The sequence below is a fragment of the Myxococcus guangdongensis genome (genome assembly GCF_024198255.1).
Lineage (GTDB): Bacteria > Myxococcota > Myxococcia > Myxococcales > Myxococcaceae > Myxococcus > Myxococcus guangdongensis.
Genome location: NZ_JAJVKW010000008.1, coordinates 287484 through 310938, shown reverse-complemented (window position 1 = coordinate 310938; position 23455 = coordinate 287484). Strand labels below are relative to the sequence as shown.

Below are 23455 nucleotides of genomic sequence, written 5' to 3'. Positions count from 1 at the left end.
CATGGGGTCTGGCATGCTTAACATTGTTGGCATGTGAAGGGAGCGGTTCATGGAGACGCAGATGTCGTCCCGAGAGCGGTTCGCGTGGGTGTTCCTGGTGTTGCTCGTCGTGAGCTACGGGACGTACTTCACCGCGGTCGCGGTGCTGGAAGCGCGAGGCGAGCTCACGTTCTGGTCGCAGATCATCATGCTGACCGCGTCGGCGCTGTTCCAGGGCGTGGTGCTCGGTGTCTCCGCGCTCGTCAGCCGGATGCGACGGGCGCCGGGGGAGAGGACCGAGCCTGACGAGCGCGACCGGGCCATCGCGCATCGCTCCGCGTCCGTCGCGTACTACGTGCTGATGGGCGGCATGATTTGGGTCGGCTGCATCATGCCGTTCGGGGCCAGTGGCTGGAAGGTGGCGAACGCGGCCATCCTGGCCATCGTCATCGCGGAGCTGGTGCACACCGGCCTGACGGTGTCGGGCTACCGCAGGGGCTTGCGTGCCTGAGCCCCGGCTGACCAACGAAATCCGCACGCTGCGCTTCCTCGCGGGCGAGATGACGCAGGCCGCGCTGGGCGAGAAGGTGGGCCTCACACGCCAGACGATTGCCGCGATTGAAGCGGGCAAGTACTCGCCCAGCCTGGAGACGGCGTTCCGCATCGCGGAGGTCTTCGGCAAGCCGCTCGAGGCGGTGTTCCGCTGGGAGCGATGAATCCGTGCACCGCGCCTCGGCGCACCTCCCGAGGCGCGGTGTCCCCACTGAATCGGACTACTGGGGGTCCCATCCCGCGTTCACCGTCACGCGGTCCAGCGCGCGCACCGTGACGTAGGGCACGAAGCCCGCGGCGCGCGAGCGGGTGTACGCATCCGCGACGTGCGCGGACTGCGTGGCGTAGTCGGTGGACAGCACCAGCTTGCCCGCGGCGCGCACGCGAGCGGCGTTGGCGCGGTTCTCCTCGCACCAGCCTTCGTTGCAGGCCACGTCGTCGGACCAGTACATGTCCTCCATGCCCAGCCCGTCGATGGCGGGCAGGTAGGCCGGGTCATCGACGAGCTCCGGCGAGTTCTGCGGCACCACCTTGAAGTCCGGGTTGCGCGCCTTCGCGTACGTGTTGATGCGCGCGATGAGGGCCACCATCTTCCGCGCGAGGTCGGCGCGGTTGGTGCCGGCGGCGTTGGCGGGAATCTCCTCGTACGTGACGACCATGTCCAGGTAGCAGCCGTTGAAGCCCGCCGCGAGCGCGCGGTCGATGCGGCCCTGGACGATGGGCCACCAGCGCTCGTCCCAGTACTTCACGTACTGCTCGTCGGGCCAGCCGGACACGGGGCCGAGCTTCAGGTCCGCGGGCACCTGGCTCCACTCGGGGCGGTACTCCTCGATGGCGCCAATCTCGAAGTAGGCGAGCACCTGCTTGCCCCGGGCCTTGAGCGCCGAAATCTCCGCCGCGGTGAAGTAGCCGCTGGAGCCGTCGCGCACGAGCTCGACGATGGCGAGGTCGAACTTCGACGCGGCAATCGTGTCGAGCTTGCCCTGCGGATAGTTGGTGAGCTGGTACGTGAAGCTCTTCACGTTCGACCAGGACACCTGCGTGCCCGCGTCCGTCGGAGTCCCCGCGTCCGTGGGCGTCCCGGCGTCCGTCGGAGTGCCCGCGTCGTTGGGCGTGCCCGCGTCCGTCGGAGTGCCCGCGTCGCTCGTCGCCACCTGCACGCGCACGACGAGCAGGTCCAGCAGTGAAGAATCCACGGAGGAGTCCGTGCGGTAGCGCAGCTTCACCGAGCCGCCGGACAGGAAGCGCGCGGGCGTGGGCAGGGCCAATGACGTGGCCGTCCATCGCCAGGACTGCGCGAAGGCGTTGTCACCCACCAGCACCCAGCTGTTCGTCGTGGAGTCCCACGCCTCGATGACCCAGCGCATCTGCGCCTTCGCGGGGCCCCGGTAGTTCACGCCCACCTCGGCCGCGACGACGCTGTCCGCGCTCACGCCCGTGGGGAGCGGATGGGTGCACGTGGCGGAGCTGTTCGGGGCGAACTCCACGTACTCGGCCCAGCGGTCCTGTGTTCCGGACAACGTCTGGGTGTTGAGCCCCTGGACGCTCTGGCCCGAGGGGAGGGTGCCTCGCTCGAACTGGAGCGTGGTGCAGGGCAGGGTCTGCGCGTTGGGCAGGATGGCGTCCTGTCCGGTGTCGAAATCATCGTTCGTGGCCTTGTCGCCGCACGCGGCCACCAGCGCCAGCCAGGTCCACGCCAACAACCACTTCATCGCGACTCGCATGCAACGGCTCCTCGAGGGGTGGAGTAGCGAGCCGGCCTTAACGCCGCGCGACGTGTGCGAGCAACGTGAAGTCTGTGCGCACGTCGCCGATGCGCCTGGACGCCGCTTCATCGCTGGAACATTCGTCCGAGCCTGGACGACTCCGTGCGGGATTCGACCTACATTCAAAACATGCTTCGGAAGGGCGAGGACTTGTTGCAGGTGGAGGAGGCGCTGTGGGTGCTGACGGCGCCCACGGGGCAGGGCATCTACGACTTCGGCTTCGACGCCTTCTTCGCGTGCCGGCGTCCGTACCAGTTGCCGGAGTCGCTCGAGGTCGTGGCGCGCGTGGGCGTGTGGAACGACTACGCGGAGCGCTACCGGGAGCTGGCCGCGGAGGGTGTGCGGCTGGTGCACTCACCGGAACAGCACTTGCTCGCCACGGAGCTGCCGCACTGGTACCCGAAGCTCGAGGACCTCACGCCGCGCAGCGTCTGGTTCGACGCGCGTCCGGACGCGAAAACGGTGGAGGCCCGGCTCGGCTGGCCCGTCTTCGTGAAGGGGGAGCGGCAGACGAGCCGCCATCGCAAGTCGCTCTCCATCATCGAGGGACCCGAGCAGTTCACCGAGGCGATGGCGGCCTACGCGAAGGACCCCATCCTGCACTGGCAGCGCGTGGTGTGTCGGGAGCTGCGGCCGCTGCGTCGGGTGGAGGAGGGCGCGCCCGACCGCATTCCCAGCTCGTTCGAGTTCCGCACCTTCTGGTGGCGCGGAGAGCTGGTGGGCTGGGGGCCCTACTGGTGGCAGGGCTCGTCGTACACGATGAACGAGGCCGAACAGCGCGAGGCGCTCTGGCTGGGCCGCGAGGTGGCGCGTCGGCTGGCGCTCCCGTTCCTCGTGGTGGACGTGGCCCAGGAGGTGTCCGGCCGTTGGGTCGTCATCGAATGCAACGACGGCCAGGAGAGTGGCTACGCGGGCGTCTCGCCCTTCGCGCTGTGGCGCAACATCCTGGAGTTGGAGCGGGCGCGCTGAGCCTGTCCCCGCGTGGGCAGGGGGCGCCCTGTCTCCACGACGCACCGGCCCGAGGTGTGCTGTCGGCCGGTGCGCTGAAGCGGGGTCAGTCCCCGTTCGGGTCCCACTCGGAGATGTCGTACTTGGGGTCCGGCGGAGGCTTGGGGCGCGGCGGCGCCGCGGGCGCGGCGGGCGGCGGCTTCTTCGCGGTGGGCGCGGGCGGCGGCGGCGCGGGCTCGTCGTCGAGCAGCGGGTCCTTCTTCTCCTCGGTCCGCGCGGAGACCGGGGCCTCGGTGCGAGCGGGCTCGGAGCGCGGCGACGGCTTGTTCGCGGCGGTGGGCGTGGGCGCGGGCGGCGCGTCCAGCGGCTCCAGATCATCAGGGATGTCGGCCGAGGGCGCGGGCGCGGGCTTCGGCTCGGAGTCCGACGCGCGATAGACCCCCGCGCGCGACACGGGCGGCGGAGGCGGCGACGTGTCGAGCGAAGCGGGCGTCGGCTCCTTGGGCGGGCGGGTGTCCTCGGCGGGAATCTCGTCGGGCGAGCGGTACGCGCCTCGCGGCCCGGGCGGACGCTCCGGACGCGAATCACCGAACGGGTCTTCTTCGCGGTTGGTCGTGCGGCGCGGCTCCGACGAGGAGTTGGCGTCACCGAACGGGTCGTCCTCCCGGTTCACCGGCTTGCCCGACGGACGGCGCGACGGGCGACGCGGCTCGTCCGCCACCACGCCCGACGGCAGCCCTCGAATCGCGGAGTGCCGGTCGCTGCACTCCTCGCGGTTCTCCGTGCAGATGGAGAGGCACTGGGTGAGCTTCTTGAGGGTGCGGCCGCTGCCGCCGTACTCGATGGAGCAGTCCTCCTTGCAGGTGGCGTAGTCCTCCTGACAGCCGGAGGGGACGGTGCCGCGCTGGGCGCTGGCGGAGCTGGCGGCGAGCACCAGGAGCAGGACGGGAAGGGAACGCATGGCAATTACGAAAACTACCAGTCTTCGTGCCTCCCGGCGCCAGGGGGGCGCGGTATGGTCCGGGGAGCGCGGCCGGAGCGCCCAAGGAGGAACATGGCTGTCAGGGTGGGCATCATCGGGAGCCATGGTTTGGAACACCTCCTGGGGTTCAATGGTCGTCTGGAGACCCACACCCTCGAAACACCGTTCGGTCCCCATGCGGGGCCGCTGTTCTCCGGGGAGTTGGACGGCGTCTCGGTCGTTTATGTTCCACGCCACGGCCAGGGCCACCTCTTCAACGCCACCCGCGCCCCCTACCGCGCCAACCTGTTCGCGCTGAAGCAGCTGGGCGTCACGCACGTGCTCTCCACCAGCACCGTGGGCAGCCTCCAGGAGCACCTGCCCCCGCTGCAGCTCGTCGTGCCGGACCAGGTCATCGACCGGACCTACCGGCGCCCCTGCACCTTCTACGACGACGTGGCCGTGCACGTGGAGCTGGGGCACCCCTTCTGCGGCACCCTGCGAAAGACGCTGGCCAACGCCGCCGTCGCCACCCACGCCGTGGTGGCCACCCAGGCCACGTATGTCTGCATCGAGGGGCCCGCGCTCAGCACGCGCGCGGAGAGCCTGCTGTACCGCACGTGGGGCGGGGACCTGGTGGGCATGACGGCCATGCCCGAGGCGCGGCTCGCCCGCGAGGCGGAGCTGCACTACGCCCTGGTGGCGCTGCCCACCGACTACGACTCCTGGCAGTCTCCTCCGGAGGGCCAGGAGCACGAGGCCCTCCTGTCGCGGCTGTCGCACAACGTGCAGGCCGTCACCTCCAAGGGCGCCACGCTCATCCGCCGCGCGCTCGCGCGCATCGCCGAGACGCCCGTCAGCTGCCGGTGTGACTCCGCGCTGGCGATGGCGCTGTGGACCGAGCGCTCCCGCATCCCCGACGAGGTCCGCTCGCGGCTTCGTCCACTGTTGGGCAGATATCTTCCGCCGAACGTCGTCTAGCCCGACGAGGGCTCGGCCGGCCGCCTGCTGCCGAATGGCGTCGTGAGCCCCACCTTCCGTTACCCGAGAGTCGGGAGCGAGGAGGGAAGGATGCGGCTGCCGCGGCTCAAGTACCTCACGTGGCGCGAATTCACGCGACGCTTCGTGAAGGAGTTCCAGGAAGACACCGTCACGGACATCGCGGCGCAGCTGTCGTACTACCTGCTGTTCTCGCTGTTCCCCTTCCTGTTCTTCCTCGTCACGTTGGTGGCGTACATGCCCTTCGCGCCCGGCGCGGTGGACGCGATGCTGGAGCGCATCCGCCCGCTGGTGCCCGGCGACGCGCTCGGCCTGGTGACGCAGCACCTGACCTCGCTGGTGGACCAGCCTCGGCCCAGGCTGCTCACCGTGGGTCTCGTGCTCGCCCTGTGGTCGGCGTCACGCGGCGCGGACGCGCTGCGCAAGGCGCTCAACCTGGCCTACGACGTGCCCGAGTCGCGGCCCGTGTGGAAGACGCAGGGCCTGGCGGTGGTGGTGACGCTGGTGGGCACGCTGCTGATTCCCCTGTCCTTCGCCGTGTTCCTCTTGGGCGGGCGGCTGGGGGCGTGGCTGGCGACGCGGCTGCAGGTGGAGGAGGCGTTCCACCTGGTGTGGTCCTGGGCGCGCTGGCCGTTCACCGCGGGCCTGGTGATGCTGGTGGTGTCGCTCTGCTACTACCTGCTGCCGGACGTGAAGCAGCGCTTCAAGTACATCACCCCCGGCTCCATCCTGGGCACGCTGGCGTGGATGGCGAGCACGTGGGGCTTCACGCAGTACGTGGAGCACTTCGGCAAGTACAACGTCACCTACGGCTCCATCGGCGGCGTGGTGGTGCTGCTCCTGTGGCTCTACATCTCCGGGCTGGTGTTCATCCTCGGCGGGGAGATCAACGCCATCCTCGAGCACGCCTCCGCGGAGGGGAAGGAGAAGGGCGCGCGCAACTTCGACGAGCCCGCGCCCGCCGAGCCGCCCATCAAGACACCGGGGGCCGCCAAGAGCGCCGCCAGCGCGAAGCGCTCCCGGATGGCCTTCTGGCGCTGGCGACGGCGCGTGGCCCGGGGGAAGTCCCCCGAGCCCTCCGCGGCGGAGCAGCAGCCTCCGCCCTCCAGCCTGCACTGACGACGCCCGAGGCTAGCGCGCGCCGCCCAGCTTCTGCTTGATGGCGGGCAGCTGGCCCGGGCTGTTGTTGCTGCCGCGCAGGTTCTTCTCCTTGATGTACTTCTCCAGGTCGCTGATGCGCTGCTTGTTGGTGGGGTGGGTGCTCAGCCACTTCATGACGCCCGGTGTGTCACCGCCCTGCGCCTGGAGCTTCTGGAAGAAGCTGATGAGGCCCTTCGGGTCGAAGCCGGCGCCGGAGGAGTAGCGCGCGCCGTACTCGTCCGCCTCCAGCTCCTCGCTGCGGCTGTGCGCGAGCAGCGCGCCCCCGCCCACCAGCTGGGCGGCCACCTGCGCGGCGGCGCCGGGGTTCTGCCCCAGGGCGAGCTGGGTGACGGTCTGGATGCCCATCTGGTTGACCATGGCGCGCGCCGAGTGGCGGCCGACGACGTGGCCCGCCTCGTGCGCCATCACGCCCGCCAGCTCCGCCTCCGTGTCCGACGCGAGGATGAGGCCCGTGTACACGTAGAGGTAGCCGCCGGGCGTGGCGAAGGCGTTGACCGTCTTCGGGTCGTCGATGACGTTGATCTTCCACTTCACGCCGGGCCGGTCCTTCGTGGCCTGCTTGAGGATGGGCGCGGAGAGGTTGCGCACGTACTCGACGATGGTCGGGTCCTCGACGTACTTGACCTTCTCCTTCTGCTCGAGCTCCTTCTTCACCTGCTGGCCGATCTCCTCCTCCTGCTCATCCGAGATGAAGGTCTTCGCGAGAGCCTTCTCCGCCTGGACGCGCTGCGTGGTGCAGCCCGTCGTCACGCCCAGGATGAGGGCGAGGCTCCATACCGCCGAGAGAATCCGCTGCATGACCGAATGCGCCTTTCTTGACCGGTTGATGCGTTGAGAGAGCGACTGACTGCCCGGACTCTTGGGCAGCGTCCACCTCCACGGCAAGCCCCTCGTGCCGCTTCCGACCGACAGCGGACCCGCGCCGCCCGAGGCGCCGGAGGGCTCGCGTGCCCTCCGATGGTGCGTGCGAGCCTTGCCGCGGTGCTCGGGGCCATCGACGTTTCATGAAAGCGGTGTCGGTCGTGGATGACACCGCGAGGAGGTCGTCATGGCGCGTCCGGTCTGGGTGGGCTCGTTGAGCTTCGGGCGGGTGGCGCTCCCGGTGAGGCTGCACGGCGTCGTCGCCTCCCGGCAGGCCCGCTTCCACCTGCTGCATGACGCGGACGGCGCCCGCATCCAGAACAAGCGGGTGTGCTCCGCGGAGGGCGAGGAGGTGCCGCTCGAGCACGTGGTGCGGGGCTACACGCTGGAGGACGGCCGGCACGTCACGGTGACGAGCGGCGAGCTGGACGCGCTGGACCCGGTGTCGAGCCGGGTCATCGCGCTGGAGGAGTTCGTGGACCCGGCGCAGGTGGACCCCTTGCTGCTGGACACGTCGTACCACCTGGTGCCGGCGCGCGGCGCGGAGCCGGCGTATGCGCTGATGGCGGAGGCGCTGCGTGCGTCGGGCCGCGTGGGCGTGGGGCGGCTGGTGCTGTACCAGAAGGGGCACCTGTGTCTGGTGCGGCCTCACGCGCGCGGGCTCGTGCTGTCCACCTTGCACGCCGTGGACGAGGTGGTGTCGCAGGAGCAGCTCCCCGAGCTGGAGACGACGGGCGCGAGCGTGGCGCCGGCCGAGCTGGACGCCGCGCTCCGGCTCATCGAGGCCCGCTCCACGACGTTCGACCCCCGGCGGCATCCGGACGAGCACCGCGAGCGGGTGATGGCCTTCCTGGAGCGACGGGCGCGCGCGCAGGCGAGGTCGCGGCGTGCTCCCCGGGCGGCACCCGAGGTGGGTGCTCCAGCAGGCGCCAAGGTGCGAGGTCTGGAGGCGACGCCGGCGGAAGGGGCGCTGCGGCTGCGTCCACGGCTCGCGGCGCGAGAGGTTCGGGAGGACTCGGGTGGGCTCGGCTCGAAGCCGTTCCCGGTGGAGCCGGGGAAGGGCGGGGCGCCGGATGATCCACGGGGGGCCTCCACGCCCTGGCCCCACGAGGCGCCCGGGTCGACGACCCCGTCTGTGACCCCGGAGGGCCGTGGCGGCCTGGGGGCGCTGGAGCCGAAGAAGCCTCGCGGGTGAGCCCGCGCCCGGGGGGGCCGCTGCAATTAATGCGTGGGCCGGGCTTGGGGCCGGTGCTATGTGCCCGGGCGGATGCCCGAGTTACCCGAAGTGGAGATCGCCCGGCGCAATCTGGTGCGCTGGTTCACGGGCCGTCGACTCGTGCGCGCGGAGGCGGATGACACCCGCGTCTTCCGCGGCGCCGACCGTGCGCGTTTCGCGCAGCTGCAGGGGCGACTGGAGTCGCTCGTTCGCCGGGGCAAGTACCTGCTCTTCTCCTTCGAGGAGGGGCGGGGCCTGTTGGGCCACCTGGGCATGACGGGCAAGTTCGTGCGCCGCGCCCCCACCGACGTCGTCCCCTACAGCCGCGCCCGCTTCCACCTGGACGACGACCAGGTGCTGCACTTCGCCGACGCGCGCATGTTCGGGCGCATGGAGCCGACCCCCGCCGCGGGCCTGCGCTCGCTCGACGTGGTGAAGGCCCTGGGGAGGGACCCGCTGGCGGACGGCCTCACCGCCGGCCAGCTGGAGCAGGCCGTGGCGTCCTCGAAACAGGACCTGAAGGTGGCGCTGATGGATCAGGCGCGCATCGCTGGCCTGGGCAACATCCACGCCGCGGAGGCCCTGTTCCGCGCCGGCCTGCACCCCGCGCGCAAGCCCTCCACCCTCACCCCGGACGACTGGAAGCGCCTGGTCCAGGCCATCCGGGAGAGCATCGACTTCGGCCTCGAGGAGCAGCAGGGCGAGGAGCCCGTGTACCTGGAGGACGGCGGCTCCGAGAACCCGTTCCTGGTGTACGGCCGCGGTGACGGCCCGTGCTCCAGGTGCGGCTCCCCGGTGGAGTCCTTCACCCAGGCCGGGCGCACCACCTACGCCTGTCCGAAGTGCCAACCCCGGGGGAGGGCAGGGAAATGACCCCGGGCGTCCTGTCGTCAACGGCGCGAACCGACGTCCCGGTTGGCGTTGACACCCCCCTGTCCCATGGCTTGAATCGCCCGCCTTTCCGACCCGGCCGCCCTGAGCGGCCCTGGAGATCGTTGCCCATGTCTCACGTCCTGCTGGCGGCGCTGCTCGTCGCTTCCTCCACGGCCACCGCCCAGGTGCCCGCCGGGGGCACGCCTCCGCCCGCGCCCGCGCCCGCGGAGGCCGCGCCCGCCCCCGCCCCCGAGGCTCCGGCCGCCTCCCCCGAGCAGCCCGCCGCCGCCCAGCCCGCCGCCGTGCCCGCGGGTGAGACGGTCACCCAGGACGACCTGGAGGCCACCAAGCAGGAGCTGCGCGGAGAGATTCGCGCCGAGGCCGCCAAGCAGTCCCTCAACGGCGAGGAGTGGAGCGAGGAGTACCCCGAGGAGAAGCGCAAGCTGGAGGTCTTCCAGCTCGACGGCTACTTCCGCCTGCGCCCCACGCTCTTCTACAAGTTCGACCTGGGCCGGCTGCCCGCCACGATTCCGGGGCAGGACCTCTTCCCGCGCTCCTCGCGCGTGTCGGCGAACACCCAGTCGTTCGCCACCATGCGCCTGCGCCTGGACCCCACGTTCAACGTGTCCGAGCAGGTGAAGATCAAGCTGCAGGTGGACGGCCTGGACAACCTGGTGCTCGGCTCCACGCCGGACACGCTCTACCCGGGTGACACGCGCAACGTCTTCACCATCTTCTCCGAGGACCAGGAGTCCCTGGGCAACACGCTGTCGGACTCCATCAAGCTGCGCCGCGCCTACGGCGAGGTGAACACGCCGGTGGGCATCCTGCGCTTCGGCCGCATGGGCAGCCACTGGGGCCTGGGCATGCTGCGCAACGACGGCAACTGCTTCGACTGCGACTTCGGCGACACGGTGGACCGCATCCAGTTCGTCACCGAGCCGTTCGCCGGCTGGTACGTCACGCCGATGCTGGACTTCAACTCCGAGGGCTCGGTGTACCGCTCCGGCGCCCAGGGTGAGCCGGTGGATCTGACGCAGGCCGATGACGCCCACAGCTGGGTGCTCGCCATCGCCCGCCGGGACACGGACGCGCAGATCCGCTCCAAGCTCGACAACAACCAGGGTGTGCTCCAGTACGGCCTGCACTTCACCTACCGCACGCAGAACTACCAGGACATCACCAACGACACGACGGGGCAGGTGAGCTTCATCCCCCGCGACGCCAAGCTGTACGTCCCGGACTTCTGGCTGCGCTACGAGGAGCGCTCCTGGCGCATCGAGATGGAGCTGGCGGCGGTGCTCGGCAGCATCAACAGCCGCGGCCTCAGCCTGAACGAGTCGATGGCGGACCCCAGCCTGCGCGTGGCCCAGTTCGGCGGCGTGCTGCAGGGTGAGGTGAAGGCGGTGGAGAACAAGCTGACGGTGGGCCTGGAGCTGGGCTTCGCCTCCGGTGACAAGGCGCCGGGCTTCGGCAACTACCCGGGCCGCACCGGCTCCGGCAACCCGAACGGCCCCAACAACTACACGCAGCCGGGCGACGTGGAAGGTCCCCAGTACCGCTGCGACGCGGGCGGCTGCGCGGATGACGCCATCCGCAACTTCCGCTTCAACCGCGACTACCGCGTGGACCTCATCCTGTGGCGCCAGCTCATCGGCGGCATCACCGACGCGTTCTACATCCGCCCGTCCGTGAAGTACGCGGTGGCGCCGGGCATCGACGTGTACGGCCGGGTCATCTACTCGCAGGCGCTCTACGCGGAGTCGACGCCGTCGTTCACCAGCAAGTCGCTGGGCATCGAGCTCAACGCGGGCGTGGACTACACCACCGAGGACGGCTTCATCGCGGGCCTCGCCTACGGCATCCTCTTCCCGATGAGCGGCCTGCAGCAGTACCAGGAGGTGCTGCGTCGGGACCTGGAGACGCCGCACACCATCCGCGGCTGGCTGGGCGTGAAGTTCTAATCATGAAGCGCGCCCTCGCTTCGCCGAGCATCGCCGCCCTCCTCGTGCTGGGGATGGTGGCGTGTGGCATCAAGGGCGCGCCCAAGCCGCCGCTGGCGCCGAGCGCGCCGGCGACGGAGACGCCTCCTCCGCCGTCGGACACCGCGCCGACGACGGTGGCGCCCACCGGGCCCTCCGTGTCGCCGACGACGGATGGTGGCGTGGTGACGCCGACCACCACCACCGACGCGGACGCCGGAGTCCCGTGAGCTTCTTCACCTTTCGAAAGGGCGTGCTGCACGCGGAAGGCGTGCCGCTGCCCGCCATCGCGGACGCGGTGGGCACGCCCACCTACGTCTATTCCACCGCGGCGCTCACCGGGCACTTCGGCGCCGTCGTCGACGCCTTCGGCGAGGCCCGGCCGCTCATCTGCTACTCGGTGAAGGCCAACTCCAACCTCTCCATCCTGCGGCTGTTCGCGGGGCTGGGCGGGGGCTTCGACATCGTCTCCGGCGGAGAGCTGGCCCGCGTGCGGCAGGCGGGCGGCGAGGCCGCGAAGACGGTGTTCGCGGGCGTGGGCAAGACGCCGGAGGAGATGGCGGCCGCGCTGGACGCGGGCCTCCTCCTGTTCAACGTGGAGAGCGCCGAGGAGCTGGAGGCGCTGGACGCGGTGGGCCGGCGGCTCGGGAAGAAGGCGCCGTTCGCCCTGCGCGTGAATCCGGAGGTGGACGCGCGCACGCACCGCTACATCGCCACGGGCCTCAAGACGTCCAAGTTCGGTGTGCCCTTCGAGGAGGCGGTGGCGCTGTACGAGCGCTCCAAGAAGATGAAGGGCCTCAGGGCCGCGGGCCTGGACTGTCACATTGGCTCGCAGCTCACGCAGAGCTCGCCGGTGCGCGCGGCGCTCACCAAGGTCGCGGGGCTGTACCGCGAGCTCAAGGCGCGCAAGCACCCTCTGGAGTACCTGGACGTGGGCGGCGGGCTGGGCATCACGTACACGGACGAGACGCCCCCGTCGGTGGAGGAGTACGCGCGCGTGGTGCTCGCGGCCACGAAGGACACGGGCGCGCGGCTGGTGCTGGAGCCGGGGCGCTCCCTGGTGGGCAACGCGGGCGTGCTGCTCACGCGCGTGCTGTACCGCAAGCTGACGCCGGCCAGGCGCTTCGCCATCGTCGACGCGGGCATGAACGACTTGCTGCGGCCCGCCCTCTACGAGGCCCACCACGGCTTCGTCCCGCTGGTGAAGCGGCGGGGCAAGGAAGTGGAGGTGGATGTGGTGGGGCCGGTGTGTGAGTCCACCGACGTGCTGGCCAAGGCGCGCCCCCTGGTCCTCCCCCAGCCAGGCGAGCTGTATGCCTTCCTCAGCGCCGGGGCTTACGGCATGAGCATGGCTTCCAATTACAACTCCCGCCCCCGTCCGGCGGAGGTGCTGGTGGCCGAGTCGGCCTGGCGGGTGGTGCGCGAGCGCGAGCGCACCGAGGATCTCTGGCGCGGCGAGCGGGCCTGAACATATAAGCGCCGGCATGAAGACCTTCGAAGGCTCCATGACGGCGTTGGCCACCCCGTTCCGCAACGGCGCGCTCGACGAGTCGGCCTACCGGGCCCTGGTGCGGCAGCAAATCGAGGGCGGCACCCGCGTGCTCATCCCCATGGGCACCACGGGCGAGTCGGTCACCATGTCCGCGGACGAGCGCGCCCGCGCGGTGCGCGTGGTGGTGGAGGAGTCGAAGGGCCGGGCCCTGGTGGTGGGCGGCGCGGGCTCCAACAACACCGCCGAAGTCATCGAGAGCGTGGCGCGCGTGCGGGACGCGGGCGCGGACGGCACGCTCATCGTCACGCCGTACTACAACAAGCCCACGCAGACGGGCCTGGTGGAGCACTTCCGCGCGGTGGCGCGCGCCCACCCGGGCTTCCCCATCATCGCGTACAACGTCCCCGGTCGCACCGGCGTGGACCTGCTGCCGGAGACGGTGCAGCGGCTGTGCGACTTCCCGGAGGTGGTGGCCATCAAGGAGGCCACCGGCAACATGGCCCGGGCGGTGGACATCCTGGAGAAGTGCGGCGAGCGGCTGACGCTCCTGTCCGGTGACGACTTCACCGTGCTGCCCTTCATCGCCTGCGGTGGCAAGGGCGTCATCTCCGTGTCCTCCAACGTGGCGCCCCGGATGATGGCGGACCTGGTGGCGTCCGCGCGGGCCGGCGACTTCGCCAAGGCGCGCGAGCTCCAGGTGAAGCTCAACAACCTCCACCGGCTGCTCTTCGTGGAGTCGAGCCCCATCCCCGTGAAGTGGGGCCTGCACCTGTTGGGGCTCTTCGGGCCGGAGGTGCGGCTGCCGCTGGTGCCCATGACGGAGCCCAACGCGACGAAGCTCGCCGAGGAGCTGCGCCAGCTGGGCCTGTTGAAGCACTGAGCATCCGCCCGAGCGTCACCCGCCACGACACGCCAGGAGCCGCGGCCCACCATGATTCGCACCGTCATCACCGGCATCACCGGCCGCATGGGCAGCACGCTCCTGCGGCTGTCGCGCGACGCGGAGGACCTCCAGGTCGTGGGCGCCACGGAGCGCCCCGGCAGCGCCTCGGTGGGGCTGGACGCGGGGCTGGCGGCGCGCATCGGCGCGCTCGAGGTGCAGGTGTCGGACGACCTGGGCCGCGCGCTGGATGCGGCGAAGGCGGACGTGGTCATCGACTTCACCAGCGCGGAGGTCAGCGTGGCCCACGCGAAGGCGTGCGCCGAGCGCGGCGTGGCCTTCGTGTGCGGCTCCACGGGCTTCTCGCCGGAGGCGTCGCTCGAGCTGGCCGCGTGCGCGAAGCAGGTGCCCATCGTCGCCGCGCCGAACATGTCCGTGGGCGTCAACCTGGTCATCCGCGTGGCGTCGGAGCTGGCGCGCGTGTTGGGCCCGGGCTTCGACGTGGAGGTGCTGGAGGCGCACCACCGGATGAAGAAGGACGCGCCCAGCGGCACGGCGCTGCGGCTGGCGGAGGTGCTCGCCTCCGCGCTGGGCCGCACGCAGGACGACCTGACGTTCGCGCGCCACGGGCAGATTGGCGCGCGCCCTCCGAGCGAGATTGGCGTGCAGACGCTGCGCGGGGGGGATGTGGTGGGTGAGCACACCGTGTACTTCTTCGGCGAGGGCGAGCGCATCGAGCTGACGCACCGGGCAACCAGCCGCGACCAGTTCGGGCTGGGGGCGCTGCGCGCAGCGCGCTGGGTGGTGGGCCGCCCTCCGGGGCTGTATGACATGGCCGACGTGCTCGGCTTCCAGGGGACACCATGACGACCGCCCGCTACTGCCGCTTCCTCTACGAGGGCCGTGCGCACCACGGCCGTGTCGAGGGCACCGAGGTGGTGGTGCTCTCCTCGGCGCCCTGGTTGGCCGGCGTGAAGGACACGGGCATCCGCCGCTCGCTGTCCGCGGTGACGCTGCTGGTGCCGGCGGACGCGTCGAAGGTCGTCTGCATCGGCCAGAACTACCGCAAGCACGCGGAGGAGATGGGCAAGCCCGTCCCCGTCGAGCCGCTCATCTTCACCAAGCCCTCCACCGCGCTCAACGGCCCCCGCTCGCCCATCCGCATCCCCAAGGCGAGCCAGGAGGTGCACTTCGAGGCGGAGCTGGCGCTCGTCATCGGCGAGAAGCTCAAGAACGCCGACGAGATGACGGCCGCGCGCGCCATCTGGGGCCTGACGTGCTTCAACGACGTCACCGCGCGAGACATCCAGAAGCGCGAGACGCAGCACACGCGCGCCAAGGGCTACGACACCTTCGCGTGCGCGGGGCCGTGGGCGGTGACGGGCCTGTCGCCCGCCGACCTCCAGATTTCCTGCCGGGTGAACGGGCAGGTGCGCCAGGACAGCCGCACCTCCGACATGGTGTTCAGCCCCGCCCGGCTGGTGTCCTTCATCTCCCACATCATGACGCTGCTGCCGGGGGACATGATTTCCACCGGCACGCCCTCGGGAGTGGGGAAGCTTGCGGCCGGCGACTCGGTTGAAGTGGAAATCGAGGGAATCGGGACGCTGCTCAATCCAGTTGAGCTGGAGCCGTGAGCACCATCGTCTACGTCGGGTTGGGCTCGAACGAGGGGGACCGCGAGTCCCACCTGGTCGCCGCCCTCACCGCGCTGTCCCGCATCGATGCGGTGGCGGTGCTTCGTTGTTCCTCTCTTTTCGACAGCGCCCCCGTCGGGCCGCCGCAGCCGCGCTATCTCAACGCGGTGGTGGCCCTGGACTGCGGGCTGTCGCCGCAGCGCCTGTTGGTCATCCTCCAGCAGATTGAAAAGGACCTGGGCCGGCGCCGTGAGCAGCACTGGGGCCCGCGCACCATCGACCTGGACATCCTCTTCTGGGAGGGACAGGTGGTGGCGGACCCGCACCTCCAGGTGCCGCATCTGGAACTGCACAAGCGTCGCTTCGCGCTGGAGCCGTTGGCGGAGCTGGCGCCGGACCTGCTGCACCCCGTGTTGGGGACGACGGTGAAGGAGCTCCTCGGGAAACTCGCCCCGCAGGATGTCCGCAGGAGTGAAGCCACCTGGTGGCCCGAAGCGAGCCTGCCGAGCAACGAGACATGAACCTCTCCCTGGCCCTGGCCACCGCGGCGCTGCTCGCCGCCGAGCCCTCTTCGCTGCCCCCTGGTCACCCGCCTGTCCCCCCGGGGACGCAGGCGTCCCCCACCGCGCCGTCCATGGGCGGGGGCGGCGCGCTGCCGCAAGGCCATCCTCCGTTGGAGGAGGAGGCCACGGGTGCGCCGGTGTCCCCGGACGCGCTGCCCTCCGGGCACCCGCCGCTGTCCGGCACGGGCAAGGCGCCTCCGTCCGCGGATGAGCTGCTGCGTCAGCTCGACTCCACGGAGGGGCTGAAGGGGCGCGAGAAGACGTTCGAAATCGCCGCGTCGCTGGGCCGGCTCTACTACGTGAACGGTCGCAACGTGGACGCGGACACGTACCTGCAGCAGGCCGAGGAGCGCGCGAAGCCGGTGCGCGACTTGTTCCTGGCGCAGAAGAAGAAGCTGGGCAAGACGCCGGTGCCGACGGCGGAGGCCGCGAAGTGTGGCTTCACGCCGGGGCAGCCGCTGGACGCGATGGGACAGGTGGCGAGCGAGCGCGCGAAGAAGGGTGACTTGGCGGGCGCGGCGGCCTGTGCTCGCGCGGCGCTGGAGCCCGCGCTGGAGACGGGGGTCATGCGCGCCAACGCGCTGTACCTGGGCGGGGACGCGGCGGCGGCGCTGGCGGCGTACGGCGCGGTGCTGGAGGTGGAGCCCCGTCACGAGGAGGCGCTGTACGGGCGCTCCTCGGTGTTGTTCGAGACGAAGGGCGAGGACCTGGCGGCGCTGAAGCAGGCGCACGAGGGCTTCGAGGCGGTGCTGGCCATCAACCCGAGCTCCGCGCGCGCGGCCACGGCGAAGCGGATGTCGACGCTGGCGGACGAGACGGTGAAGGCGGGTGGGCGCGCGAAGCTGCTCGTGGCGCGCGCGGATGATCGCCGCATCCGGTTGTCGCAGGCGCTGGCCGCCACTCCGCCGCAGGACGCGCCGCGTCCGCTGACGCAGGAGATGGTGGACGCGGTGCAGAACACCGAGCGTACGCCGGAGCTGGAGCAGGGCCTGACGAAGCTGGTGGAGGAGGGCGAGGAGCACCTGGCGAAGGGGCGCTTCCAGGAGGCGCTCGGCAACTACACGCGCGTGGTGCCCTTCCAGCCGGAGAACGGCCGCGCGAAGGCGGGCATGGCCTGGGCGCTGGTCAGCCTGGGGCGGCCCATGGCCGCGCGCGTGTGGGGCGTGGCGGTGCAGACGGCCCCGGCGTCGGTGGAGCAGCTGGGCGACATGCTCCTCGAGAAGGGTGACGCCAAGGGCGCCAAGGCGCTGTGGGAGAAGCTGTCCTCCGACGCGCCCGAGTACAACAAGGCCGGCCTCCAGGCGAAGCTGTCTCGGTAGTCGTCAGCACGGCACGCACCGCCGAGAGGCGGTGCGATGGCTCGCGGTCGCGCAGGGACTCCCGCTCGTCTCGAGACGCTCTGATGTGCACTGTGGCCCGCCCCGCCTCGGCGGTGCGTTGACCCTGGCAACACAGGGGCGTCCGCACCGTTCAGAGATGCCGATGCTTGCGCAGGCGCGGCACCGCCGAGTGGGGGTGATGGCGCTGTGCTTTCAAGCCCGCGCGCGGCGAACCGCTCCTCGATGCGCGCGTGGGTGGCACGAACCCACAGGCTCAGCCGGTGGGCACGTCGGCGAGCGGCAGCGTCCGCGCGCCGTCGCCCGTCAGACGAACTTCGCGGCGAGCAGGTCCTGCACGTCGAGCAGGCCCACGGCGCGCCCGTCGACGTCCACCACGGGCAGTTGGTCCACCTTCAGCTCGCGCATCTGCGCGGTGGCCGAGAGCGCCAGCGTCTCCGGCGTCACGCAGCGCGGCTGCTTGCCCATCACGTCGCGCACCTGAATCTTGAAGTCGGTGAGGCCCTGCTCCACGCGGCGGCGCAAGTCGCCGTCCGTGAAGATGCCCACCAGCCGCCCCGTGCGGTCCACCACGCAGGCCGCGCCCGGCCGGCCCGGCGTCTTCGTCATCACCCCCACCACCTCCGACAGCGTGGCGGTGTCGCGCACCAGCGGGTTGGCGGGCCCCGTGCGCATCAGCTCGAACACGCGCTGCACCGAGCGGCCCAGCTTCCCACCTGGATGGAGCAGCGCGTAGTCATCCGTGCCGAACGGCCGCGAGCGCAGCACCGCCATGGTGAGCGCGTCCCCCAGCGCGTGCAGCGCCGCCGTGGACGCCGTGGGGACAAGCCCCATCGGACACGCCTCCTCGATGTGCCCAATCTCCAGCACCACGTCCGAGCCGCGCGCGAGCAGGCTCTGCGTGTCCGCCGTCAACGCGATGACCGGCGTGGCCATCCGCTTGAACGACGGCAACAGCCGCACCAGCTCCTCCGTCGAGCCGCTGTTCGACAACGCGAGGACGACGTCCCCGCGCGCCACGCGGCCCAAATCGCCATGCACCGCCTCCGCGGGGTGCAGGAACACCGAGCGGACGCCCGTGGACGCGAGCGTGGCGGAGAGCTTCTGGCCGATGTGGCCCGCCTTCCCCATGCCCGTCACGATGACCTGTCCCTGACACTCGCGCACCAGCCGCACCGCGCGAACGAAGGGCGCGCCCAACCTCTCCGTCACGCCGAGGATGGCGCGCGACTCCGCCTCCAGCACGTCGCGTGCGCACGCGAGCAGGGCCTCGTCGTCCAGCTCGGACGTGGGGGCCGGGGTGGCGCGGCCGGGGAGGGCGCGCAGACGGGGCTTCTTGGCAGCGGAGCGTGGGGAGCGGGCCATGGCGACGGCTTCGCCTTCTACCTCCCACTCCCGCCAGGGGCCACCCTTGACGCGTGGGGGGGCATCGGTTACGCGCCTGCTCGCCCGGCTCCCTCGGAGCCGACCCCATCCCTCGCCCTCATTCGCGGGCCCATCCAGGAGAGTGAACAGATGAAGTTCTTCATCGACAGCGCGGACGTGGAGGAGATTCGCAAGGCCCACGCGATGGGCTGCGTGGACGGTGTGACGACGAACCCCTCGCTCCTGGCCAAGGTCGGCCGCGGTCTCGAGGAGACCATCCGCGAAATCTGCGCCATCGTCGACGGCCCCATCAGCGCCGAGGCCGTCTCCCTGGACGCCGAAGGGCTCATCGCCGAGGGCCGCCAGCTGGCCAAGATTCACAAGAACGTCGTGGTGAAGATTCCCATGGGCGTCGAGGGCGTGAAGGCCGTCAAGGCGCTCACCGCCGAGGGCATCCGCACCAACGTCACCCTCATCTTCTCCGCCAACCAGGCCCTGCTGTGCGCCAAGGCCGGCGCCACCTACGTGTCGCCCTTCGTCGGCCGGCTGGACGACATCTCCCAGGACGGCATGGAGCTCATCGCCAACATCCTGGAGATTTATCAGAACTATGACTTCGACACGCAGGTGCTCGTCGCCAGCGTGCGCAACCCCGTGCACGTGCTCCAGTCCGCCCGCCTGGGCGCCCACGTCGCCACCCTGCCGTACAACGTCATCACCCAGCTGGCCAACCACCCGCTGACCGAGTCGGGCATCAAGAAGTTCCTCGCGGATTGGGAAAAGGTCCCCAAGGCCGCGAAGTAGTCACTCGCCTCGCCCCCGGGTGCCGCAGGACAGACCCCCGGGGCGTCAGCCGACCCCCCGGGCACCACTTTCCCAGGCGGGTTGGGCTGGAGATTTCTCGTGACGGCATGTATTCGTTGACTCCCGAATCAACACGCCGTTCGCATCACGAGGAATCTCATGGAATTCGAGCTCTCCGAAGACCAGCGCGCGCTGCAGCAGACGGCGCGCAAGTACGCTCGCGAGGTCGTCCGCCCCAAGGCGGCGCACTACGACGAGACGGCCACCTTCCCTCGTGACCTGCTGGCCACCGCGTTCGAGCTGGGCCTGCTCAACATGGCCATCCCCGCGGAGTACGGCGGGGTGGGCCTGTCGCACCTGGACCAGACGATTGTCGCGGAGGAGCTCAGCTGGGGTTGTGCGGGGGTGGCCACGTCCATCATCGCCAACGACCTGGCCAACCTGCCCATCATCCTCGCGGCCACCGACGAGCAGAAGAAGCGCCTGCTCGGCCACTTCGCGGAGAAGCTGACGTTCTCCTCGTTCTGTCTCACCGAGCCCGAGGCCGGCAGTGACGTGGCCAACATGCAGACCACGGCGCGCCGCGAGGGTGACGAGTACGTCATCAACGGCGCGAAGTGCTTCATCACCAACGGCGGTCACGCCGAGCAGTACACGGTGTTCGCCACCGTGGACAAGGCGAAGAAGCACAAGGGAATCACGTGTTTCGTCGTCCAGGGCCGCCCCAAGGGGCTGTCCGTCAGCAAGCACGAGAACAAGATGGGCCAGCGCGCCAGCGACACCGTGTCGCTCACGTTCGAGGACGTGCGCGTGCCGGTGCAAAACCGCATCGGCGAGGAGGGCCAGGGCTTCGCCATCGCCATGGCCACGCTGGACAACAGCCGCCCGCTCACCGCCATGTTCTCCGTGGGCATCGCCCGTGCCGCGCTCGAGCACTCCATGGAGTACGCCTCGCAGCGCAAGACGTTCGGCAAGCCCATCATCGAGCACCAGGCCATCCAGTTCATGATTGCCGACATGGCCATGAACACCCACGCGGCCCGCATGCTCACCTACGAGAGCGCGTGGCTGTTGGACCAGGGCAAGCGCAACACCCTCCAGTCCAGCTACGCCAAGTCCTTCGCCGCCGACATGGCCATGAAGGTCGCCACCGACGCGGTCCAGGTCTACGGCGGCTACGGGTACATCAAGGAGTACCCCGTGGAGAAGCTGATGCGCGACGCGAAGCTCATCCAGGTGTACGAGGGGACCAGCCAGGTCCAGCGCCTCGTCATCGCTCGAGAACTGTTCAAGTAGAAAAGCAGAACTGGGCCCGGCGGCCGTTTCCCGTTGCCGCCGTGGTGCCCGGATGCCTATTAACCCAGGCCGTTCGCGCGTCGCGTCATTCCTGCGCGTGCCGGACTGTTTTCCAGCCTTCTAAAACGCCTCCCGCAAGGAGAAGCCGCCGTGAAGATCCTCGTCACCGCCAAGCGCGTGGAAGACCCCGAGTCGAAAATCAAGGTGAAGCCCGATGGCTCGGGCATCGTCCAGGAGGGGCTCAAGTACAAGATCAACCCCTTCGATGAAATTGGCGTGGAGGAAGGCCTCCGGCTCGTCGCCAAGCACCAGGGTGAAGTGGTGGTGGTGTCCATCGGCGGCAAGGAGGTGCAGGAGCAGCTGCGCCACGCGCTGGCCATGGGCGCGCACCGCGCCGTGTGGGTGAACCACACCGGCCCGTTGGACCAGCTCGGCATCGCGGGCCTGCTCCAGAAGGTCGCGGAGAAGGAGAAGCCGGACCTGGTCGTCCTGGGCAAGCAGTCCATCGACGACGACCAGAACCAGGTGGGCCAGTACCTGGCCGAGTTCCTGGGCTGGGGTCAGGCCACGTTCGCCTCCAAGGTGGAGTCGCTGGAGAGCGCCGAGGAGAAGAACAAGGAGCCCGCCGTCAAGCTCACCGCGGACAAGAAGGCCGTCCAGGTGGTGCGCGAGGTCGACAACGGGCTGGCCACGGTGGAGTGCCAGCTGCCCGCCGTCGTCACCACGGACCTGCGCCTGAACCAGCCGCGCTACGCGAGCCTGCCGGGCATCATGAAGGCCAAGAGCAAGCCCATCGAGGAGCTGACGCCGGCCGGACTGGGCGTGGACGTGGCTCCGAAGATCCAGGTGCTGAAGCTCGCCTCGCCCCCCGCGCGCAAGGCCGGCATCAAGGTGCCGGACGTGGCCACGCTGGTGGACAAGCTGCGCAACGAGGCGAAGGTCGTCTAACCCTCTCGGAAGATACGGAGACACTCCAATGCCAATCGTTCTCATCGTCGCCGAGCAGCAGCCGGACGGGAACCTCCGCAAGGCCTCCCTGAACGCCATCACCGCGGGCAAGCAGCTCGCGGACAAGGCCGGGGCGGAGTTGCACATCGCCATCCTCGGCAAGGACCCGGCCAAGGTGGCCGAGGAGCTCAAGGGCACCGGCGCCAAGGCCGTGCACGTGGGCGCCGCCGCGGAGCTGGAGCACTACCTGGCGGAGACGTATGCCCCCGCGCTCGCCGCGCTCGCCACCGAGCTCAAGGCGGACTTCGTGGGCATGGCGTCCACCGCGCAGGGCAAGGACCTGATGCCCCGCCTCGCCGCGCGTCTGAAGGCCGCCATGGCCACGGACATCACGGGCCTGGGTGGCTCGGGCGCGGACATCATCTTCCACCGCCCGATGTGGGCCGGGAACGTGTTCGCCGAGGTGAAGCTCAACACGCCGGTCAAGGTGTTCACCGTGCGCGCCACGGAGTTCACCGCGGCCGCCGGTGGCCAGGGCGCCGCCGAGGTGAAGACCTTCGCTCCGAAGATCGAAGCCTCCAAGACGAAGTTCGTCGAGTTCAAGGAAGTGAAGAGCGCTCGCCCGGAGCTGACCGAGGCGCGCGTCGTCATCTCCGGTGGCCGTGGCACCAAGGGCGACTTCAAGGAGATTGAGGCGCTGGCCGATGACCTGGGCGCCGCGGTGGGCGCGTCCCGCGCGGTGTGCGACGCGGGTTGGGTTCCCAACGATTTGCAGGTCGGTCAGACGGGCAAGGTCGTGGCGCCGGCGCTGTACATCGCCGCGGGCATCAGCGGCGCCATCCAGCACCTGGCGGGCATGAAGAGCTCGAAGACCATCGTCGCCATCAACAAGGACGCCGAGGCCCCCATCTTCCAGGTGGCGGACTACGGCATCGTCGCGGACCTCTTCAAGGTCCTCCCCGAGCTGCGCTCGGAGCTGCAGAAGCTGAAGTAAGCAGCGCGCTGGCCCGTTCGGGCTGACGAGGGGCGGGCGTGGGGACCCGAGGGTTCCCACGCTCGCCCCTTCGTCGTTTCCGGAGGGACGCCGGCGAGGGCGGGCGAGGCACCTGTCCGAGAGGCGCCCGCGCGCCCTTTCGCGTGGCTACAGCTCGATGTCGCTGTCGCGGCCACCGCGGGCCGGGACGTTCTCGTCGGTGCCGGGAGGCTCCGGCGGAGGAGGCAGCGGCTCGTCGTCCTCTGGCGTCTCCTCGCTCGGGAACGCGTCGGGGGCGTCGGGCGCGTCGTCACGCAGGTCGATGCGGCTGCCGTCCTCGAGCTCGACGGCGAGCGTGTCGTAGCGCCACTCGTCCTCGCCCTGCTTGGTCGCGTCGATGAACAGCGTGCCGTCGGCCTGCGGGCCATCCAGGGGGATGGTGAACCGGGCGTGCGTCTGGCCATTGATGGACTGGACCGCCGACTGCTTCGGCAGGCCCGTCTGGATGGGCGCCCCCAGCGCGCGCCGCACCTGTGCATCGGACTGGGCGATGGCCACCGCGTCGGTGTACGCGCCCATGTTGCTCAGCGACTTCACGCCGAGCCCCACCATCGCGAAGCCCAGGCAGCCGCACGAGGCCAGCACACCCAGGCAGCCCACGGGCACCACCCACTTCCAGTTCCGACTCCACCAACCCCGCTGCGGCACCAGCGAGCCCTCGGGCGTCGCGTCCATGACCTCACTCCTCCTTGCGCCACCTTCCGGCCGGTGGCGCCCTCGTCTTAGCGGGACACAGCGGCGGTGGATAGCGCCGCGCCCGGGTCGGTTGGTGTGGGAGAGCGAAGGGGCTACATTCCCGTCG

24 protein-coding genes are annotated in these 23455 nt (G+C 70.2%); 19 read left to right on the top strand and 5 right to left on the bottom strand.

Annotated features, from left to right (window positions below):
* The first annotated feature begins 49 nt into the window (after window positions 1-49).
* Together LXT21_RS25230 and LXT21_RS25225 are read left to right on the top strand one after the other, a co-directional pair.
* Entirely contained in the window at window positions 50-490 is a 441-nt protein-coding gene (locus LXT21_RS25230) for a hypothetical protein (protein WP_254040738.1), read from the top strand.
* On the top strand, window positions 483-695 hold the full coding sequence (locus LXT21_RS25225; RefSeq protein WP_046715820.1) for a helix-turn-helix transcriptional regulator: 213 nt from the start codon (window positions 483-485) through the stop codon (window positions 693-695). The genes LXT21_RS25230 and LXT21_RS25225 overlap by 8 nt, the downstream gene beginning before the upstream one ends.
* 57 nt (window positions 696-752) lie before the next feature.
* Here LXT21_RS25225 and LXT21_RS25220 read toward each other — a convergent pair whose 3' ends face one another.
* Window positions 753-2255: an endo alpha-1,4 polygalactosaminidase gene (locus tag LXT21_RS25220; protein ID WP_254040737.1), complete on the bottom strand. Its 1503-nt coding sequence runs from the start codon at window positions 2253-2255 to the stop codon at window positions 753-755.
* Between the two features lie 171 nt (window positions 2256-2426).
* Here LXT21_RS25220 and LXT21_RS25215 point away from each other — a divergent pair, with 171 nt between their 5' ends.
* On the top strand, window positions 2427-3266 hold the full coding sequence (locus tag LXT21_RS25215; protein WP_254040736.1) for an ATP-grasp domain-containing protein: 840 nt from the start codon (window positions 2427-2429) through the stop codon (window positions 3264-3266).
* 85 nt (window positions 3267-3351) lie between these two features.
* On the opposite strand, the gene LXT21_RS25210 is transcribed toward LXT21_RS25215, so the two are convergent.
* On the bottom strand, window positions 3352-4206 hold the full coding sequence (locus LXT21_RS25210; protein ID WP_254040735.1) for a hypothetical protein: 855 nt from the start codon (window positions 4204-4206) through the stop codon (window positions 3352-3354).
* A 93-nt stretch (window positions 4207-4299) separates the two neighbouring features.
* Between LXT21_RS25210 and LXT21_RS25205 the strand changes: the two genes are divergently transcribed.
* Window positions 4300-5187, top strand: coding sequence for an MTAP family purine nucleoside phosphorylase (locus tag LXT21_RS25205; protein ID WP_254040734.1), 888 nt, complete (start codon window positions 4300-4302; stop codon window positions 5185-5187).
* 90 nt (window positions 5188-5277) lie between these two features.
* Complete coding sequence (locus LXT21_RS25200; RefSeq protein ID WP_254040733.1) at window positions 5278-6324, top strand: YihY/virulence factor BrkB family protein; 1047 nt, start codon at window positions 5278-5280, stop codon at window positions 6322-6324.
* 12 nt (window positions 6325-6336) lie between these two features.
* On the opposite strand, the gene LXT21_RS25195 is transcribed toward LXT21_RS25200, so the two are convergent.
* Window positions 6337-7164 carry a M48 family metallopeptidase gene (locus LXT21_RS25195; protein ID WP_254040732.1) on the bottom strand — a complete coding sequence of 276 codons (828 nt, stop codon included), beginning with the start codon at window positions 7162-7164 and terminating at the stop codon, window positions 6337-6339.
* A gap of 250 nt (window positions 7165-7414) precedes the next feature.
* On the opposite strand from LXT21_RS25195, the gene ku reads away from it, so the two are divergent.
* The 10 genes from ku to LXT21_RS25145 all read left to right on the top strand — a co-directional run bounded on the left by ku (window position 7415) and on the right by LXT21_RS25145 (window position 17189).
* Window positions 7415-8422 (top strand): non-homologous end joining protein Ku, encoded by a 1008-nt coding sequence (gene ku, locus LXT21_RS25190; RefSeq protein ID WP_254040731.1) that lies wholly within the window; start codon window positions 7415-7417, stop codon window positions 8420-8422.
* Window positions 8423-8494: 72 nt separating this feature from the next.
* Complete coding sequence (gene mutM, locus LXT21_RS25185; RefSeq protein ID WP_254040730.1) at window positions 8495-9316, top strand: bifunctional DNA-formamidopyrimidine glycosylase/DNA-(apurinic or apyrimidinic site) lyase; 822 nt, start codon at window positions 8495-8497, stop codon at window positions 9314-9316.
* Between the two features lie 128 nt (window positions 9317-9444).
* Window positions 9445-11280: a TIGR04551 family protein gene (locus LXT21_RS25180; protein ID WP_254040729.1), complete on the top strand. Its 1836-nt coding sequence runs from the start codon at window positions 9445-9447 to the stop codon at window positions 11278-11280.
* 2 nt (window positions 11281-11282) lie between these two features.
* Entirely contained in the window at window positions 11283-11528 is a 246-nt protein-coding gene (locus LXT21_RS25175) for a hypothetical protein (protein WP_254040728.1), read from the top strand.
* A complete protein-coding gene (lysA, locus tag LXT21_RS25170) occupies window positions 11525-12766 on the top strand; it encodes a diaminopimelate decarboxylase (protein ID WP_254040727.1) in 1242 nt (413 codons plus the stop codon). Before LXT21_RS25175 ends, lysA begins: the two co-directional genes overlap by 4 nt.
* A gap of 16 nt (window positions 12767-12782) precedes the next feature.
* Complete coding sequence (gene dapA, locus LXT21_RS25165) at window positions 12783-13670, top strand: 4-hydroxy-tetrahydrodipicolinate synthase (protein ID WP_254040726.1); 888 nt, start codon at window positions 12783-12785, stop codon at window positions 13668-13670.
* A gap of 51 nt (window positions 13671-13721) precedes the next feature.
* A complete protein-coding gene (gene dapB, locus LXT21_RS25160; protein ID WP_254040725.1) occupies window positions 13722-14537 on the top strand; it encodes a 4-hydroxy-tetrahydrodipicolinate reductase in 816 nt (271 codons plus the stop codon).
* Window positions 14534-15307 carry a fumarylacetoacetate hydrolase family protein gene (locus LXT21_RS25155; RefSeq protein ID WP_254040724.1) on the top strand — a complete coding sequence of 258 codons (774 nt, stop codon included), beginning with the start codon at window positions 14534-14536 and terminating at the stop codon, window positions 15305-15307. Before dapB ends, LXT21_RS25155 begins: the two co-directional genes overlap by 4 nt.
* A complete protein-coding gene (folK, locus tag LXT21_RS25150; RefSeq protein WP_254040723.1) occupies window positions 15304-15828 on the top strand; it encodes a 2-amino-4-hydroxy-6-hydroxymethyldihydropteridine diphosphokinase in 525 nt (174 codons plus the stop codon). The genes LXT21_RS25155 and folK overlap by 4 nt, the downstream gene beginning before the upstream one ends.
* On the top strand, window positions 15825-17189 hold the full coding sequence (locus LXT21_RS25145) for a tetratricopeptide repeat protein (protein WP_254040722.1): 1365 nt from the start codon (window positions 15825-15827) through the stop codon (window positions 17187-17189). The genes folK and LXT21_RS25145 overlap by 4 nt, the downstream gene beginning before the upstream one ends.
* 324 nt (window positions 17190-17513) lie before the next feature.
* Here LXT21_RS25145 and LXT21_RS25140 read toward each other — a convergent pair whose 3' ends face one another.
* Window positions 17514-18572: a KpsF/GutQ family sugar-phosphate isomerase gene (locus LXT21_RS25140; RefSeq protein ID WP_254040721.1), complete on the bottom strand. Its 1059-nt coding sequence runs from the start codon at window positions 18570-18572 to the stop codon at window positions 17514-17516.
* Between the two features lie 150 nt (window positions 18573-18722).
* Here LXT21_RS25140 and fsa point away from each other — a divergent pair, with 150 nt between their 5' ends.
* The 4 genes from fsa to LXT21_RS25120 all read left to right on the top strand — a co-directional run bounded on the left by fsa (window position 18723) and on the right by LXT21_RS25120 (window position 22614).
* Entirely contained in the window at window positions 18723-19376 is a 654-nt protein-coding gene (gene fsa / locus LXT21_RS25135) for a fructose-6-phosphate aldolase (protein ID WP_254040720.1), read from the top strand.
* Window positions 19377-19535: 159 nt separating this feature from the next.
* Window positions 19536-20672, top strand: coding sequence for an acyl-CoA dehydrogenase family protein (locus tag LXT21_RS25130; protein ID WP_254040719.1), 1137 nt, complete (start codon window positions 19536-19538; stop codon window positions 20670-20672).
* Window positions 20673-20822: 150 nt separating this feature from the next.
* Window positions 20823-21620, top strand: a complete 798-nt coding sequence (locus tag LXT21_RS25125) for an electron transfer flavoprotein subunit beta/FixA family protein (protein ID WP_254040718.1) — start codon at window positions 20823-20825, stop codon at window positions 21618-21620.
* Between the two features lie 28 nt (window positions 21621-21648).
* Window positions 21649-22614, top strand: coding sequence for an electron transfer flavoprotein subunit alpha/FixB family protein (locus LXT21_RS25120; protein ID WP_254040717.1), 966 nt, complete (start codon window positions 21649-21651; stop codon window positions 22612-22614).
* Window positions 22615-22761: 147 nt separating this feature from the next.
* Here LXT21_RS25120 and LXT21_RS25115 read toward each other — a convergent pair whose 3' ends face one another.
* The gene (locus LXT21_RS25115; RefSeq protein ID WP_254040716.1) at window positions 22762-23328 is read right to left on the bottom strand and encodes a cytochrome c oxidase assembly factor Coa1 family protein; all 567 of its coding nucleotides are present in this window, start codon (window positions 23326-23328) and stop codon (window positions 22762-22764) included.
* Window positions 23329-23455 lie beyond the last annotated feature (127 nt).